Annotated in this window: 12 protein-coding genes; 6 read left to right on the top strand and 6 right to left on the bottom strand. The window is 73.1% G+C overall.

Translation table 11 applies throughout. The features are described from left to right. The first annotated feature begins 104 nt into the window (after window positions 1-104). The 3 genes from NAEX_RS36695 to NAEX_RS36685 all read left to right on the top strand — a co-directional run bounded on the left by NAEX_RS36695 (window position 105) and on the right by NAEX_RS36685 (window position 4,181). Window positions 105-2,027, top strand: a complete 1,923-nt coding sequence (locus tag NAEX_RS36695; protein WP_096332126.1) for a thioredoxin-like domain-containing protein — start codon at window positions 105-107, stop codon at window positions 2,025-2,027. Window positions 2,028-2,099: 72 nt separating this feature from the next. Then, window positions 2,100-3,521 carry a hypothetical protein gene (locus NAEX_RS36690; protein WP_096332125.1) on the top strand — a complete coding sequence of 474 codons (1,422 nt, stop codon included), beginning with the start codon at window positions 2,100-2,102 and terminating at the stop codon, window positions 3,519-3,521. Between the two features lie 210 nt (window positions 3,522-3,731). Then, window positions 3,732-4,181 (top strand): hypothetical protein, encoded by a 450-nt coding sequence (locus NAEX_RS36685; RefSeq protein WP_096332124.1) that lies wholly within the window; start codon window positions 3,732-3,734, stop codon window positions 4,179-4,181. Between the two features lie 117 nt (window positions 4,182-4,298). On the opposite strand, the gene NAEX_RS36680 is transcribed toward NAEX_RS36685, so the two are convergent. From NAEX_RS36680 to NAEX_RS36665, 4 genes are all read right to left on the bottom strand, one after another. Continuing rightward, window positions 4,299-5,312, bottom strand: a complete 1,014-nt coding sequence (locus tag NAEX_RS36680) for a radical SAM protein (RefSeq protein WP_170136309.1) — start codon at window positions 5,310-5,312, stop codon at window positions 4,299-4,301. A 388-nt stretch (window positions 5,313-5,700) separates the two neighbouring features. Then, the gene (locus NAEX_RS36675; protein WP_096332122.1) at window positions 5,701-6,471 is read right to left on the bottom strand and encodes a UbiA family prenyltransferase; all 771 of its coding nucleotides are present in this window, start codon (window positions 6,469-6,471) and stop codon (window positions 5,701-5,703) included. A 128-nt stretch (window positions 6,472-6,599) separates the two neighbouring features. Next, entirely contained in the window at window positions 6,600-7,646 is a 1,047-nt protein-coding gene (locus NAEX_RS36670; RefSeq protein WP_143140754.1) for a hypothetical protein, read from the bottom strand. Between the two features lie 174 nt (window positions 7,647-7,820). Beyond that, window positions 7,821-9,470 (bottom strand): vWA domain-containing protein, encoded by a 1,650-nt coding sequence (locus NAEX_RS36665; protein ID WP_143140753.1) that lies wholly within the window; start codon window positions 9,468-9,470, stop codon window positions 7,821-7,823. A gap of 789 nt (window positions 9,471-10,259) precedes the next feature. On the opposite strand from NAEX_RS36665, the gene NAEX_RS36660 reads away from it, so the two are divergent. Both NAEX_RS36660 and NAEX_RS36655 read left to right on the top strand, forming a co-directional pair. Continuing rightward, the gene (locus NAEX_RS36660; protein WP_170136308.1) at window positions 10,260-11,504 is read left to right on the top strand and encodes a glycosyltransferase family 4 protein; all 1,245 of its coding nucleotides are present in this window, start codon (window positions 10,260-10,262) and stop codon (window positions 11,502-11,504) included. Continuing rightward, window positions 11,501-12,025 carry a low affinity iron permease family protein gene (locus NAEX_RS36655; RefSeq protein ID WP_096332118.1) on the top strand — a complete coding sequence of 175 codons (525 nt, stop codon included), beginning with the start codon at window positions 11,501-11,503 and terminating at the stop codon, window positions 12,023-12,025. The genes NAEX_RS36660 and NAEX_RS36655 overlap by 4 nt, the downstream gene beginning before the upstream one ends. 102 nt (window positions 12,026-12,127) lie before the next feature. On the opposite strand, the gene NAEX_RS36650 is transcribed toward NAEX_RS36655, so the two are convergent. Further along, a complete protein-coding gene (locus tag NAEX_RS36650) occupies window positions 12,128-12,568 on the bottom strand; it encodes a GFA family protein (RefSeq protein WP_096332117.1) in 441 nt (146 codons plus the stop codon). Between the two features lie 81 nt (window positions 12,569-12,649). Between NAEX_RS36650 and NAEX_RS36645 the strand changes: the two genes are divergently transcribed. Beyond that, entirely contained in the window at window positions 12,650-13,606 is a 957-nt protein-coding gene (locus NAEX_RS36645) for a helix-turn-helix transcriptional regulator (RefSeq protein WP_096332116.1), read from the top strand. Window positions 13,607-13,798: 192 nt separating this feature from the next. On the opposite strand, the gene icd is transcribed toward NAEX_RS36645, so the two are convergent. Further along, the gene (icd, locus tag NAEX_RS36640) at window positions 13,799-15,046 is read right to left on the bottom strand and encodes an NADP-dependent isocitrate dehydrogenase (protein WP_096332115.1); all 1,248 of its coding nucleotides are present in this window, start codon (window positions 15,044-15,046) and stop codon (window positions 13,799-13,801) included. Between the last annotated feature and the right edge of the window lie 91 nt (window positions 15,047-15,137).

Raw genomic sequence — 15,137 nt, 5'->3', positions numbered from 1 at the left:
AACCGCCGCCCGCACGCATGTTTGCGATCGGGACACCTCGGACGTCACGCCACCTCACGCGCATCGGTCCTCGCACGCCCGCGCGACTCGGCTAGCGTCCGGCCATGGAACGCCTCCGCGCCCCCGAGCTGGAGCCCGCCCGCGCCTGGCTCGGCACCACTCGCCCGCTGCGACTCCGCGAGCTCCGCGGTCACGTCGTCGTCCTCGACTTCTGGACCTCCTGCTGCGTGAATTGCATGCACGTGCTGCCGGTCCTGCGGGACCTCGAGCGGCGCTACGCCGGCAAGCCGGTGCTCGTGATCGGCGTCCACTCGGCCAAGTTCCCCGCCGAGGCCGCCCCCGAGCGGGTCGCCGACGCGATCGCTCGCCACGACGTCGCCCACCCGGTGGTCGTCGACGACGGCCTGGCGATCTGGGAGCGCTACGCGATCCGCTCGTGGCCCACCCTCGTGGTCCTGCGCCCCGACGGCACGATCGCCGCCGTCGCCCCCGGCGAGCCCGACCCTGCCGCCCTCGACACCCTCGTCCGCGGGCTTTTGGCCGAGGGCGAGGCCCACGGCACCCTCGCCCGCGAGCCCCTGACGATTCCGCGCGGCGAGCCGCCGCCGCCGCGTCCGCTGGCCTTCCCCGGCAAGGTCGCGGTCGCCGGCGACGGCCGGATCGCCGTCGCCGACGCCGGCCACCACCGCGTCCTCGTCCTCTCGCCCGCCGGAGACGTCCTCGTCAGCATCGGCTCGGGCCGCCGCGGCCACCGCGACGGCCCGTTCGCCGACGCCCGCCTCGACGACCCGCAGGGCCTCGCCTGGGCCGACGACGGGGCGCTGTGGATCTGCGACGCCCGCAACCACACCGTCGCCCGCGCCGATCTCTCCCATGCCCGCTTGGACACGGTCGCCGGGACAGGTTTCATGGGACATGTCCCGATCGCCAGCCCATCCCCGGCCCGCGCCACCGCTCTGCGCTCGCCGTGGGACCTCGTCCTCGTCGAGGACCGCGTCCTGGTGTGCCTGGCCGGCTCGCACCAGCTCGGCGTGCTCGCGCCGGCGGGGGGCGGCGGCTGGACCATCGGGATGCTGGCCGGCGACGGCCGCGAGGCGCTGGTCGACGGCCCGCCGCGGGTGGCCTGCTTCGCCCAGCCGTCCGGGTTCGCGCGGGCCGGCGACCGGGTGTGGATCGCCGACAGCGAGACCTCGGCGATCCGCGAGCTCGACCTCGCGACCGGCGACACCCGCACCCTCGTCGGCGCCGGCCTGTTCGACTGGGGCGCCGAGGACGGCCCGTTCGCCGCCGCGCGGCTGCAGCACCCGCTCGCCGTCGCCGTCACCGCAGATGGCGACCTCGTGGTCGCCGACACCTTCAACGACCGCCTGCGCCGCCTCGACCGCCGCGCCGGCCTCGTCTCGACGCTGTCTCTCGGGACAGATCGAGAATCGCTGCGCGAGCCAGGCGGCCTCGCGGTCCTGCCGGACGGCGACCTGCTCGTCGCCGACACCGGCCACCACCGCCTGGTCCGCCTCGCCGCCGACGGCCGCTTCAAGGCCGAGCTCGAGGTCCGCGGCGCGCCGCCGGTGCCCGCTCCGACCGACGAGCCGCCGCCGCCGCTCGCTGCCGCCCCGGCCACGCGCTGGTTCGACCTCGTGCTCGAGCGGGCCCCCGCGCTCGCCCCCGGGCGCGCGACCGGCCGCCTGCGCCTGGTCGCCCCCGCGGGCTGGAAGTTCAACGACGGCGCCCCGCAGCGGCTCGCGCTCGAGGTCTCGCGTCGCTCCGATCTGGTCACAACCGCCGACCGCATCACGCTTTCGGGACAGGACCGATCCGACATGTTCGTCGAGATCGACCTCGAGGTCGCCGAACTCCCGACATCGGAGGTCCGCAGCGAGCTCCTCGTGCGCGTCGACGCGGTGCTGTGCGGCGGCGACCCGGAGGTGTGCGCCCCCTCGCAGGCCTGGCTGCGGATCCCGCTGCTGCTCACGAACGCCGGCGAGGCGGCGTTCGCCGTCGATCTGGCGCTCGCGAGCCCCGTCTGAGCGATCTCGCATCTCAGGCCCGGCGCGCCGCCCGGTGCGCCCGCCGAATCACGGTGCTATGGCTTTGCGACGATGTCTCGCCGCCTGCTGCTCCTGGCCCTCACGAGCGCCGCCTGCTTCTCCGACGACCCGCCGCAGCTCACCGCGTCCGTCACCGGCGACGACACCAGCACCAGCACCACGGGCACCACCACGGTCGCGCCGACCACCACCACCACCGGCGACGAGACGACGTCCACCACGACCACCGGCACCACCGAGCCGGCCGTGCCGACCACCACCACCGGCGACACCGACACCACCGGCGACACCGAAACCACCGGCGAGCCCGTCGTCGATCCGTGCAAGGACGAGGCGCCGACCTGCCCCGCGGGCCCGAGCGGCGCCCCCGGCAGCGGCCTCGAGCCGCTCGACCGCTGCAACTTCCCGCTCACGCGCGCCCCCGAGTGGGACAACCTCGGCCCGCTCGCCGACGCCCTGGCCGAGGCCCTGCCGACCTGGACGATCGCCGACGTCCTGACCGACCTGAACAACGTCGCCCTGGCCGCGCCGAGCGTGCCGGGCGAGGTCGAGGCGCTCGAGCTGGCGTTCCGCTGGGACGACGAGGACTTCACCAAGAGCTGGTGGGTCCCGCAAGGGCTGACCGGCAGCGCCGACGCCTACGACGACGGGCGGCTCGCGGGCCGCGAGGTCGTCCTGCTCGGCTGGTGGTTCGCCAAGGAGCTCTCGCAGCTCTCGTTCGACAAGGGCGTGCGCGTCAGCCTGGTCGACCTCACCGACGCGCCCGAGATCAGCCTGCGCCACATCCTCCTGGTCGAGCCGGTGCCGGGCGACCCGGTCGACTTCAAGCCGGTCCCGATCCGCGCCGCCAGCATCGCCTGGTACGGCGACAACCTCTACCTCGCCGATCCGACCCAGGGCCTGCGGGTGTTCGACCTGTCGCGCCTGCTCGAGGTCAACCCCGACGTCGACAAGGTCGGCTACGACGCCAAGGTCAACGACTGGTACGGCGGCCTCTACGCCTACGTCGCCGTCCAGGTCGGCGCCTACAAGCACGCCTCCGGCTGCGCCCCGCGCTTCTCCACCCTGGCCCTCGACCGCAGCGTCAGCCCGCCCGAGCTGGTCGTCGGCGAGTACTGCGACGGCCTCGTCGCCTGCACCAGCCCGATCGGCGGCCGCGTCTTCACCTGGCCGATCGACCCGGTCACCGGCCGCTTGCCATCCGTCATCACCTGGGCCAGCTCGGCCGCCTACACCGGCGAGAGCCAGATCCAGGGCGTCACCCGCAGCGACGGCGCGCTCTACCTGTCAAGCAGCTCCCCGCCTGGCGACGCCGGCGCGCTCCACGTCGTCCCGCCCGCCGGCCCCGGCGTAAGCCACGGCTGGATCGACACGCCCAAGGCCGTGATGCTCGACGGCGACCGGATCTGGAGCCTGTCCGAAAAGACAGGCGCGAGGTTCGTCTTCGCCGCCGCCCGCGCCGCCTACGAGTGAGCCCCTCGCCCCGAGCTCACGGGACGCATGGACGCCGCCCATCCGCCCTCACAACGCCACTGTCGGCCGCGGCCCCCGGGAATTGCGACATGTGACAGCCCCGTCGCGCCTTCGCCCCTCCGCGCGCCAAATTGTCGCTGCACCGCCCGGCCCGCGCCCCCTAAAACCGCGATTTCTCGCTGGCATGCCTGCTGCAACCGTACGCCGCAGGTGTCCCCGGTGTTCCAGCGCCTCGTCCGTCCCGTCCTCGACGGCCTCAGCCTGCTCGTCTTCCTGTTCGCCCTCACCTGCGCCGTGCGCCACATGCTCGGCCCCGGCTGCCGCGGTTACGCCTGCCTCGACAGCGCGCGCGACGAGCTGCAACACTCGGCCGCCCTGCTCGGCCAGCAGGCGCATCTCGACCTCGACGGCCTGCAGGCCAGCCTGGCCCACGGCGACCCGCTGACCGAGCTGCGCGTCCCGGGTCGCCGCGGCCGCCTCGAGCCGCTCGACCCCTGGCAGCGCCCCCTCGTGCTCCGCCCCCTCGACGGCGAGTGGCTGCTCGAGCTGCGCTCGCGCGGCCAGGACGGCCGCCTCGACACCGACGACGACCTGTACTTCCGCATGACCCGCGCCGGCGAGGCCGTGTTCGACGCCGAGACCGCCCGTCACATGCCCTGAAGGACAGCTCGCCTCGCGCGCCCGGGCGCCCCGTCCCCGCAATCGCCCATGAATCGAGGCGGAAGATCGGGTCTCGGCCTACGGACCGATCCTCCGTCACATGCCCTGAAGGACAGCTCACCCCGAGCGCCCGGGCGCCCCGTCCCCCCGCCGCAGCGCCGCCGCGATCGCCCGCGGGTCGAGGCGGAAGATCAGGTCCGTCTCGACGTAGGGGCTGATCGCGCAGCCGTCGCCGGCCCGCGGGTGCGGCATCTCGAAGAACGCGCGGGCGAACCCGACCTCGCGCCCGTTGAGGTACTTGGCTGTCCCCGAGGTCAGGTGGCACGGCACCACCCAGCCCTCCGGCATCACCGTGGCGAAGTAGCGCCCGGCGTGGCAGGCCGCGCAGTCGTGGAACCGCGGCGCCCGCCGCAACCTGCGCAAAAAGCCAGGTGACGCCCCGATCGGCAGCCCGCGGGCGCGCAGCCGCTCCAGCCGGTCGGCCACCTCGGCCAGCACCGCCGGCGTCAGGGCCGGGTGCAGCCCGGCCGCGGCGTCGAAGCACTCCTCGTGGGCCGGCTGAAAGTACGCCCACACCCCGAGCGACCCCGCCAGCTCCGCGATCTCCTCGATCCGCGCGACGTTCCACGGCCCCACCACCGTGATCGTCGCCACCGACATCCCCAGCCCGCGCGCCTGCTCGATCGCCGCGATCACCCGCGCGTACGAACCCGGCCGCCGGCGCACCAGATCGTGGACCGGCTCCGGCCCGTCGAGCGACAGCACCACCATGTCGAGGATCCCCGACATGTCCTTCAGGACATTGCCCGTGCGCCAGCCGTTGGTGTTCATCGACGTAAAACACCCGGCCCGCTTGGCGTGGCCGACGATCCGCGGCGCGTCGCGGCGGAGCAGCGCCTCGCCGCCGGAGAAGCTGGCCCGCGCCATCCCGGCCGCCCGCAGCTCGTCGATGGCCGCGCAGAACTCGGCGTCGCTCATCTCGTCGGCGGCGCGCTCGGGGATCTCGCAGTACTCGCAGCGAAAGTTGCACCGGTGCGTGAGGATGAAGGTGACGCTGAACGGCAGCGCCCGCCCGACCGCCCGCGCCGCCCCCAGCCGCACGAGGTCGCGCGCCTTGGCCAGCGCCGTCACGACGCTCCTCCCACGACCGGCGCCCGCGACGGCGCCCCCCGTTCGCCTCGAACCGGGGACGAACCTCCCACCGCCCAGCCACCCGCATGCTCGAAGCCCGGGCTCCCGACGCAGTCCTGCGCGCCCCACGCCCCGACCTTCGCCTCGCTCGCACCGCTCGCGGACCCGTCACCCCGCACCTCCCGGCGACCGCGCGTGGACGGCTCCCCTCGTGACCTGCGCCAGCCCCCGGCGCGACAGTCCTGCGCGCCCCGACCTTCGCCTCGCTCGCACCGCTCGCGGACCCGTCACCCCGCACCTCCCGGCGACAGCGCGTAGACGGCGGCCCCCGTGACCAGCGCCAGCGCCCGGTGGCGCCGCCGCGCCGCCGCCGGATCGGCCTGGCCGATCAGCCATGCCCCGAAGACCAGCCCCGCAGCGCCGCACAGCCCGGCCCACGGCCCCAGCAGCAGCGCCGCGGCGACGGCCCCGCCAGCGCCAGCCATCGCCCGGCCGCGGCCACGCCCGCGCGACCCAGCCACTGCGCCGTCGTGTACGCCCCGGCCCGCCGATCCTCGCCCGCATCGGCCCGCTCGTGGACCAGCTGGTTTTGCAGCAGCAGCGCCGTGAACACCAGCGACATGCCCCAAAAGCCAGGTGTGCGCGGCGTCCCGACCAGCGCCAGCAGCGGCGCGAAGATGGCGACGTTCGCCAGCGTCCCGACCCCCGGCAGCCGCTTGAGCCGCGGCCCGGCGCTGTACAGCGCCCCCGTCGCCAGGCTCACCGCCGCCGCCCCCGGCCCGCCGCTGTGCCCCGCCGCGACCATCGCCGACAGCCCGCACGCCAGCGCCGGCACCATCGCCGCGGCCCCGACCTCGGCCCCGACCAGCGGGTTCTTGCCCGGCACGTCGGTGCCGCGGTCGGCGTGCGCGTTGAGCCCGTACGCGCAGGCCAGGCACAGCGCCCCGGCGAGGATGCCCCATAGGACAGGTTCTATGAGACAAGTCCCCGAGAGCATGTCCCCGAGTGGCGCCCCGGCCAGCGGCAGCGGCACGAAGTGGGCCCACTGCCGCGCCCGCAGCGCCCGCAGCCCGAGCCCGAGCTGGCGCGCGAGCCCTGCCCGCCCCCGCGGCGCCGGACGGCCGGCGCGGTCTTCCCACGGGCGCTCGGAGTACGTCACGCCCGCCGACGATACCCCGCGCCGTCCCCCGGGTCACGCCCGCGCCGTCGCGGCGAGTCCCGCGGACCGCAGCCCACACGCCGGCCGCTCGGCGCCGGGGCGGTCGCGGATTCAGAGGGACCGACCCGTCAGCGCCGGCGTCGGCGCCTCCCGAGCCCCAGCCCGGCGAGCGCGGCCAACCAGGTCCACGCCCCGCCCTCGGCGCCGAGCCGGCAGCCGACCTCCTTCTTCTCCGGCTCCTCGCCGAACGGCGTGCCGTCTTCGTACTCCAGCGGCCCCTTGCACTCCCACGCCTCGATCTCCTCGGCGGTCGGTTCGTCGGTCACCACGCGCGGCTCGCCGGCCTCCTCGCGCGACAGGCACTGCGGCGGGCCGGACGCGGATGTCCCATCGACCAGGTTGGTCACGCCGAGCACCACGCAGTACTCCGCCTGCGCCTCCGCGAACTCGACCGTCCAGTCGATCATGTCGCGCGCGGGGTACTGGAACCGCCCGTCCGGGTCCGGCTCCCCCGCGGCATCGAGGCGCTGGACCCACACCAAAGCGCTGCCCGCCTGCGCCCGCGGCAGCGGCGACGGCACGACGTACACCGCCGGGGCCTTGTCGAACGTCGTATAGTCGCACCGCGTCGTCTCGCCGCAGCTGCTGGTCAGATCCGACTCGCAGCAGATCGTGCCGCCGAATCCGACGGTGACCTCCACCGGATCGACGACCTCGGCGGCCGGCGGTTCGAGCGTCGCCACCGGCTCGGCCTCGACCGTCAGCGGGAACGTCACCTCGTCGCCGTCGAGGTCCGCCACCGTCACCTGATAGACGCCCGCCTGCAGCGGCTCGACCGGGCGCACCACCACCGCCACCGTCCACGCCGGCTCGCCCGCGCTGAGGGTCGGGTTCAACTGCACCACCTCGAGCTCCGTCGCCACCGCCTCGCCGTCCAGCGCCACCGCGACGTCCACCAGCGCCGCCGCCTCCGCGAGCTCCGTGTCGTACAGGACCCCGTACAGCGAGAAGACCCCGCCGGTGGCGGTGTAGAGCCTCTCCGGCGGGTTGTGCAGCTCCCACAGATCGAGCCCCGGCACCGGCTCGGAGGTCGAACACGCCGAGGCGCGGTCGGGCGCCGACGCGACGGCAGCGACCAAGAGACATGTCCCAAACAACCTGTTCTTGAGTATCATCATCGTCCTCCCTCGCGTGTCGCCGCGCGATCTTCATGCGTGCCGTCGCCGTCGGCGTCTCGACGACTTCCGGCACGGGCGCCGTGGGACCGCTGCAACCATCCTCACCAGGATATCACGCCGCCCTTCGCCCCGCCCCGAGGTCGGCCGACCTCGGGCCGCGCCTCCTGCTCGCTAGCACTCCTCGGCCGCGTCGCGCAGGCAGGTCGCGGTGTACGTCGCCCCGCGCACGCGCGGCCCGGCGCGGCGCAGCTTGAACTCGACGTTGGTGTCGGTGTTGTCGCAGGGCACCGACTCCTCGCCGGTCTCGGGGTCCTTGACCGTCGACATGTCGTCGCGCTTGCTCGGCGTGAGGCCGCGCGGGTCGGTGAGGACGATCGTGCACACCGAGCTGCCCTCGGGGACAGCCCAGTCCTCCTCGCCGACCGGCAGGCACGGCGGCAGGTCGACGACCTCGCCGTCGACGCGCTGCTGGATCTTGCAATCGGCGTCGAGCGCCTCGGTGCTGAGGTCGCGGTCGGCCACCATCGTCGTCCCGCACACCGGCCGGAACGCCTGCTCGATCTGCTTGGCGATGCCCTCGAGCGCCGGCGTGTAGTCGTCCTCGCAGATCGAGTAGAGGTTGCGCTCGTCGCCCGCGAACGCCTCCGCGACCGCGCGCTCGCGCACCGGCGGGACCGCCGTGCTGCCGCTGCCGTCGCTGTTGTTGACGCAGCCGGGGGCGATGCCGAAGTTCAGGTCCTGCTCCGAGCCGGCCTCGGCCTCCGCGTACACGATGTCCGCCTCGCCGCGCTCGTAGCCCGCGGGCACGCCGGCGATCAGCGACACCAGCACCTCGCGGCTCGGGTCGATGATCTGCTTGTCGGCGCGGATCTGGGCCAGCAGGTCGACGTAGCGCGAGATCGGCCGCAGCACCGCCTCGGCGTCGGCCGCCCCGGGCTCGCCGTCGATGCTGTAGTTGGCCGGCTCGCACCCGTCATAGACCGGCCCCGGCCCGCTGCACAGCACGCCGGCGTTCCAGCAGGTCGCGCTGGTCGGCGCCAGCCCGTCCGGGTCCTCCCAGAAGGTCTTGTCGCCGATGAAGATGTCCTTGAAGGCAGGCTCGAACGAGCAGTCGGCCTCGTCGGTGACGAGCACCACCGACAGCAACGCGTCGTCGCGCAAGAACCCGTAGTGGTCCTCGCTCGGCGACAGCGCCTTCTTCAGCGCCAGGTACATCGACTCGAGCGGCTGCTCGTGGCCGCAGCCGTTGATGCCCTGCGGCCCGAAGCAGGCGAACGCGTCCGCCACCTCGACCCCGGCCGGCAAGTTGCTGAGGTCGTCGATCTTCTCGATCCACGGCCGCGCCCGCCGCTCCGGGTCGAGGTCGGTGGCGGTCGGCGTGATCGCCAGCGCGTCGCCCGTCAGCCCGCACACGTCGGTGCAGGCGAACGCCGCGTCGATGTCGTTGAACTGGAACGCGCCCTCGCCGAGCCGGTCGAGGCAGCTGCGCAGCACCAGGTCGCCGCCCTCGGGCGTGGTCGCGGCCGCCTCGCAGCGCGGGTTGCCGCTGTCGGTGGTGGTCACGCCGATGCGGTAGTGCGCGCCCATCTCGTCGAGCCGGCGGGCGAACGCCTCGAAGTTGCGCGCCAGCCGGGCCTGCTCCTCGGCCATCGAGCCCGAGTTGTCGATGACGAACAGGATGTCGACGTCGCCGCCCTCGTCCAGCGGGATCGGGATCTCGTTGTTCTCGGTCTTGCAGAGCTCGACCCCGACCACCGGGTGCTCGAGGCACGCGCTGAGGGCCACGGAAACGAGGGGAAACAGGACTGCGCGGGACTTCATGGCGATGGGCTCCGTTGTTGCCGACCTCCGATTGCAAGCCGACGACCGCGTTGATCTCGTTGAGGAAATCGCTGCGGGCGCGCCACGCTCCGGCCAACTCGATTGGCCAACCCGGTTGACGCGCCAACGTCGTTGCCCATCGTGGCCAGGAACCCCCACCTCGCCACCGATGAGGGTGCTGGTCGACTATCGCCTTCCTGGCGGGAATCGAGCGAACTGAATTGCTCACCGCCAACGATGATGGCAGTCTCGGCGCCCGGTCTGCGGCGCAAAAACGAGCCTCTCACGCCGCCTCGTCGACTCTCCGGTTGCGCTCGCGCGGCGACACCGGGCCGGAAGCGTCGGCCACGACCTGCCCCAAGGGACAGCTTCCATCCTCGCCGCGGCCGCTCGGCGTCCCGAGCATCGACGACGCGCTCGCGTCGCCCCTCGGGCGCGCCGGCGTCGGCCACCTCGTCGAGCGCCCTCGATTCATGGCGCCCGACAAGCGGGCCGAGTCGCAGCCACCCAGCGACTTCATCGCAGCGCCACCGGAGCTGCGACTGCTGGCCGATGCGCCGCACAGTCCAGGCAGCCCAGGAAGCCTGCGACTCGCCGCCCGCTCCGTACCTTGCCCCGCCCGGCCGCTTCCCCGCACACGCGCGGCGCTCGGCTCGCTGGGCGAATCGCCGTCGCGAGCCGCGCCGACGCCTCGCCGCGCTCGCCGGCCGCGACCTCCTCCGGCCCGCATCGCGCCTCGCAGCCCACGCCCCCGACGGGGTCCGTCGATCTGATAGCATCGGTGCGATCGTGCGGCTTGCCTACCTCTCGCACTACTTCCCGCCCGAATCCAACGCCCCGGCCGCGCGCGTCCACGAGCTGTCGCGCGCGCTGGTGCGGGCCGGCCACGAGGTCCACGTCGTCACCGGCCAGCCCAACCACCCGCACGGCAAGATCTACCCCGGCTACCGCGCCGCCGAGTACCGGCGCGAGCGCGTCGACGGCATCGAGGTCCACCGCGTACCCACGCTCCCGGCCGCCAGTCGCGGCGTCCTTCGACGTGGCCTCGGGTACATGTCCCTTCCGACATCCCAGATCGCGCTCGGCGCGGCCCGCCTGCCGGCCGTCGATCTGGTGCTGGCGACCTCGCCGCAGATCCTCACCGGCGTCGCCGGCCTCGCGCTGGCCCGCCTGCGCCGCGTCCCGTTCGTGCTCGAGGTGCGCGACCTGTGGCCCGACGGCATCGTCGCCGTCGGCGCGCTGAAGCCCGGGCACCCGATCGTGCGCGCCCTCGAGGTCGTCGAGTCCACCCTCTATCGCGGCGCCGCCGGCGTCGTCTCGGTCACCGACAGCTTCGTCGACCACTTCGTCGCCCGCGGCGTGGCGCGCGAGCGCATCGCCGTGGTCAAGAACGGCATCGACACCGCCCTGTTCGCCGCCGATGCCGACCCGGCGCCGCTGCGGGCGCAGCTCGGGATCCCCGAAGGCGCGCTGCTGCTGCTCTACTGCGGCACGATCGGCATGGCCCAGGACGTCGGCCTGCTGGCGCGAGCCGCCGCGCTCGCCGGTCCCGACGACGACTTCCACGTCGTCGTCGTCGGCCACGGCGTCGGCCTGCCGGCGCTGGTCGACGAGATCGCGGCGCTCGGCGTCGGCCGCCGCGTCCACGTGCTGCCCTCGGTCCCGCGGCGCGACGTCCCGGGCATCATCGCCGCCGCCGACGTCAGCGCCGTCATCCTGCGCGACGAGCCGACCTTCGCCCGCTACCTGCCGTCGAAGATCTTCGAGGCCATGGCGATGCGCCAGCCGATCCTCCTCGGCGTCCGCGGCGAGGCCCAGCGCCTGGTCGAAGGGTCAGGTGCCGGCCTGGCCTTCGCGCCCGGCGACCCCGCCGACGCGCTGGCCAAGCTGCGCGCGTTCGCGGCGCTCGGTCGCGACGGCCGCGCGCGCATGGGCGAGGCCGCCCGCGCCCACGTGCTCGCGCATCACGACCGCGACCGCCAGGCCGAGGACCTCGGCCGCTTCCTCGCGCGGATCGCCAGGAGCCGGAGTTGAACCATCGCCCGCATCGCCCGCGCAGCAGCCTCGGCCGCACGCTCGAGCGGGCCTCGGGCTCCATCACCCACTGGTCGGGCAGCTCGTGGGCGTTCGCGCTGGCGGTCCTGACGATCCTCGTGTGGCTGGTGACGGGCCCGCTGTTCGGCTTCTCCGACACCTGGCAGCTCGTCATCAACACCGGCACCACCGTCGTCACCTTCCTGATGGTGTTCCTGATCCAGCGGGCCCAGAACAAGGAGTCGCTGGCGGTGCAGCTCAAGCTCAACGAGATCGTGGCGGCCCTCGAGGGCGCGTCCAACCGCCTGATCGACATCGAGAACCTGTCCGAGGCCGAGCTCGACGTCATCCACCGCCACTATCACAAGCTCGCCGAGATCGCGAAGCACGAGAGCGACATCCGCCGCTCGCACTCGATCGAGGAGGCGCGCCACCGCAGCCGTGCCGGCCACAAGTCACACCCGCGCGCCAGCCACGGCCCGGCCGAGAATGGCGCGACCTGCGAGCTCCCCCCGCGCTGACGTGCCGCGGTCGCGCGCGCCGCATGTCCCGGAGGACAGCTCCGTCTGCCGCGCACCGACCCGACGTGTCTGTACGACGAACTGCCACCGCCTCGCCACGCTTCACAGGTGCCGCGTCTCCGCAGGCGGGTGCCACCAGTTGTCGTTACGGCCGTCCATGAAGACGATCGGCGCCGCCACGAGGTCGGCGGGCTCGAGGTCGTCGAGGCAGGCGACGTTGACCGAGACGAACTCGCCGTCGTTCCACTCCGCCGCTTCGACGAAGCCGTACGGCGTGACGCCGCAGTGCTTGCAGTGCCCGCCGTGACCGCTCGCGGAGCCCGGCCGGTACTTGCTCAGCTCCTCCTCGCCGCCCAGCGCGCGGAAGTCGCCCGGCCGCACCTTGACGCTCCACCAGCGTCGCTTCCAACAGCTCGTGCAGTTGCACTTGCCCGTACCCTGCGAGAGGTCGATGTCCGCCTCGAAGCGCACCCTGCGGCACACGCAGCTCCCGTGGTAGGTCCGCTTCGAACCGTTGCCCGCTTCCTTGGTCGTGTCGCTCATCGTCCTGCCTTTCTCGCGTCCGAGACGCGCCGCCAGTGATAGCTCGGGTTGAGGACAGGATCGGTCCTCGATTATCCTGGCGTGGTGAAGGCCTCGACGCGCGTGCTGCGGCTCCTCTCCCTGCTCCAGGCCCGGCGCGAGTGGCCCGGGGACGAGCTCGCCGAGCGGCTCGAGGTGGACATCCGCACGATCCGGCGCGACGTCGACCGACTGCGCGAGCTCGGCTACGCGATCGAGGCGTCCTCGGGCCCCGGCGGCGGCTACCGCCTGGGCGCGGGCGCCAGGACGCCGCCGCTGCTGCTGGACGACGACGAGGCGCTGGCGGTGGCCGTCGCGCTCGGGGCCGCCGGCACGGTGGCCAACCTGCAGTCCGTCGCGCTGCGCGTGCTGGCCAAGCTCGACCAGCTCCTGCCGTCGCGTCTGCGCCGCCGCCTCGGCGCGCTGGCGGGAGTGACCGTGTCCTTGCTCGACAGCCGGACCGCGGCCGACCTCGGCGTGTTGACGGCGATCGCCGGTGCGTGCCGCGACGAGGTCGAGCTGCGCTTCGAGTACGGCGACCGGCAGGGCAAGTCGACGACACGCCGGGTCCAGCCGTTGCGCCTCGTGCACACCGGTCGCGTCTGGTACCTGGTCGCGTGGGACCTCGACCGCGAGAGCTTCCGGACGTTCCGCGTCGACCGCGTGGCGCCGAAGCTGACGCGCGGCGCCCGGTTCTCGCCGCGCGAGCTGCCGGAGGACGTCGCGACGTACGTGTCGCGGTCGATCGCCGTGGCGCCGTACCGCCACCAGGCGCGCGTGCTCCTGCACGGGTCTCCGGAGGAGCTCGCCGAGCGCGTCCCTTCTTGGATCGGCCTGCTGGAGTCGTCCGACGCGAGCGGCTCGGTGTTCGTCCTCGGCGCCGACTCGGCCGACGCCTTGGCCGCGCTGATCGTCCTGGCGGGCGTCGAGTTCACGCTGATCGAGCCGGCGGAGCTCGTCATGCCGCTCCAGGCGATCGCGGCCCGACTGCAGCGAGGCGCGACCGTGCAGCGCTCGTGACGCGCCGAGCCGGCGCCGATTCGTCGCTCCGCGCTCCCCGCACGCCGTGGGTGGCTGGCCACCGCTGTCGGCCGGTCGCGCCTCGAGGCCGAGCTCGTCACGATGTGGTTCGTCGCGCGGTCGACCCAACGGCATCGCCCCCGCGGCGCCTCGTTCGGAGCCTCCACGGGGGCGAGCGTCGGCGCGAGCGCCTCAGGCGGCCGACTTCGGCGCGTCCTGGATGTGCTTGATGATCTCGTCGCCGAACTCGCTGCACTTCTTCAGGGTCGCGCCCTCCATCATGCGATGGAAGTCGTAGGTCACGGTCTTCGCCGCGATCGCGCGCTCCATGCCGAGGATGATGAGGTCGGCCGCCTCGTTCCAGCCCATGTAGCGGAACATCATCTCGCCCGAGAGGATGACCGAGCCGGGGTTGACCTTGTCCTGGCCGGCGTACTTCGGCGCGGTGCCGTGGGTCGCCTCGAAGATGGCGTGGCCGCTGACGTAGTTGATGTTGCCGCCCGGCGCGATACCGATGCCGCCGACCTGGGCCGCGAGCGCGTCGGAGATGTAGTCGCCGTTGAGGTTGAGGGTGGCGACCACCGAGTACTCGTCGGGGCGGGTCAGGATCTGCTGCAGGAACGCGTCGGCGATCGCGTCCTTGATCACGAGCTTGTGATCGCCGCGCTGGATCACCTGCCACGGCCCGCCGTCGAGGTCGACCGCGCCGTACTCCTTGCGCGCGAGGGCGTAGCCCCAGTCGCGGAAGCCGCCCTCGGTGAACTTCATGATGTTGCCCTTGTGGACCAGCGTGACGCTCGGCAGCTTGTACTGCAGCGCGTGGTTGATGGCCGCGCGGACGAGGCGCTCGGTGCCCTCGATCGAGACCGGCTTGACGCCGAAGCCGGCCGTGTCGGGGAAGCGGACCTTCTTGTAGAGGGCCGGGAACGCCTCGGAGAACAGCTTCTTGAACTTCGCGTTGTCCTCGGTGCCCTGCTGGAATTCGATGCCCGCGTAGATGTCCTCGGTGTTCTCGCGGAAGATGACCATGTCGGTCGCCTCGGGCCGCTTGACCGGCGAGGGCACGCCGGCGAAGTACCGGACCGGGCGCAGGCAGGTGTAGAGGTCGAGGATCTGCCGCAGCGCGACGTTGAGGCTGCGGATGCCGCCGCCGACCGGGGTGGTCAGCGGGCCCTTGATGCCGACCAGGTAGTCGCGGAACAGGTCGAGGGTCTCCTGCGGCAGCCAGTTGCCGGTCTGCTTGAACGCCTTCTCGCCGGCCAGCACCTCGCGCCAGGCGATGCTGCGCTTGCCGCCGTAGGCCCGCGCGACCGCGGCATCGAACACGCGCACCGAGGCGGCCCAGATGTCGGGACCCGTGCCGTCACCCTCGATGAACGGGATGATCGGTTGGTCGGGGACCTGCAGGCCCTTGTCGTTCATTTTGATCGCTTCAGCCATCGCCCTGTCGCTTTCCGTGAGGTGTCCTGGCCAAAAGGCCGTTCGCGCGGTTCGCCGCGGCCCGGGGGTATACCACAGCGGCCCGCCCGTC

Origin of the sequence: Nannocystis exedens, from assembly GCF_002343915.1 — a bacterium.
Taxonomy (GTDB): Bacteria; Myxococcota_A; Polyangia; order Nannocystales; family Nannocystaceae; genus Nannocystis; species Nannocystis exedens.
The sequence above is the reverse complement of the archived record's forward strand: the minus strand, read 5'-3'. Positions and strand labels throughout refer to the sequence as shown.

What these genes read in the sequence shown, in the direction of transcription:
- icd (WP_096332115.1), bottom strand. Translation starts at nt 15,046, where the DNA reads ATGGCTGAAGCGATCAAAATGAACGACAAGGGCCTGCAGGTCCCCGAC.
- NAEX_RS36665 (WP_143140753.1), bottom strand. Translation starts at nt 9,470, where the DNA reads ATGAAGTCCCGCGCAGTCCTGTTTCCCCTCGTTTCCGTGGCCCTCAGC.
- NAEX_RS36670 (WP_143140754.1), bottom strand. Translation starts at nt 7,646, where the DNA reads ATGATACTCAAGAACAGGTTGTTTGGGACATGTCTCTTGGTCGCTGCC.
- NAEX_RS36650 (WP_096332117.1), bottom strand. Translation starts at nt 12,568, where the DNA reads ATGAGCGACACGACCAAGGAAGCGGGCAACGGTTCGAAGCGGACCTAC.
- NAEX_RS36695 (WP_096332126.1), top strand. Translation starts at nt 105, where the DNA reads ATGGAACGCCTCCGCGCCCCCGAGCTGGAGCCCGCCCGCGCCTGGCTC.
- NAEX_RS36690 (WP_096332125.1), top strand. Translation starts at nt 2,100, where the DNA reads ATGTCTCGCCGCCTGCTGCTCCTGGCCCTCACGAGCGCCGCCTGCTTC.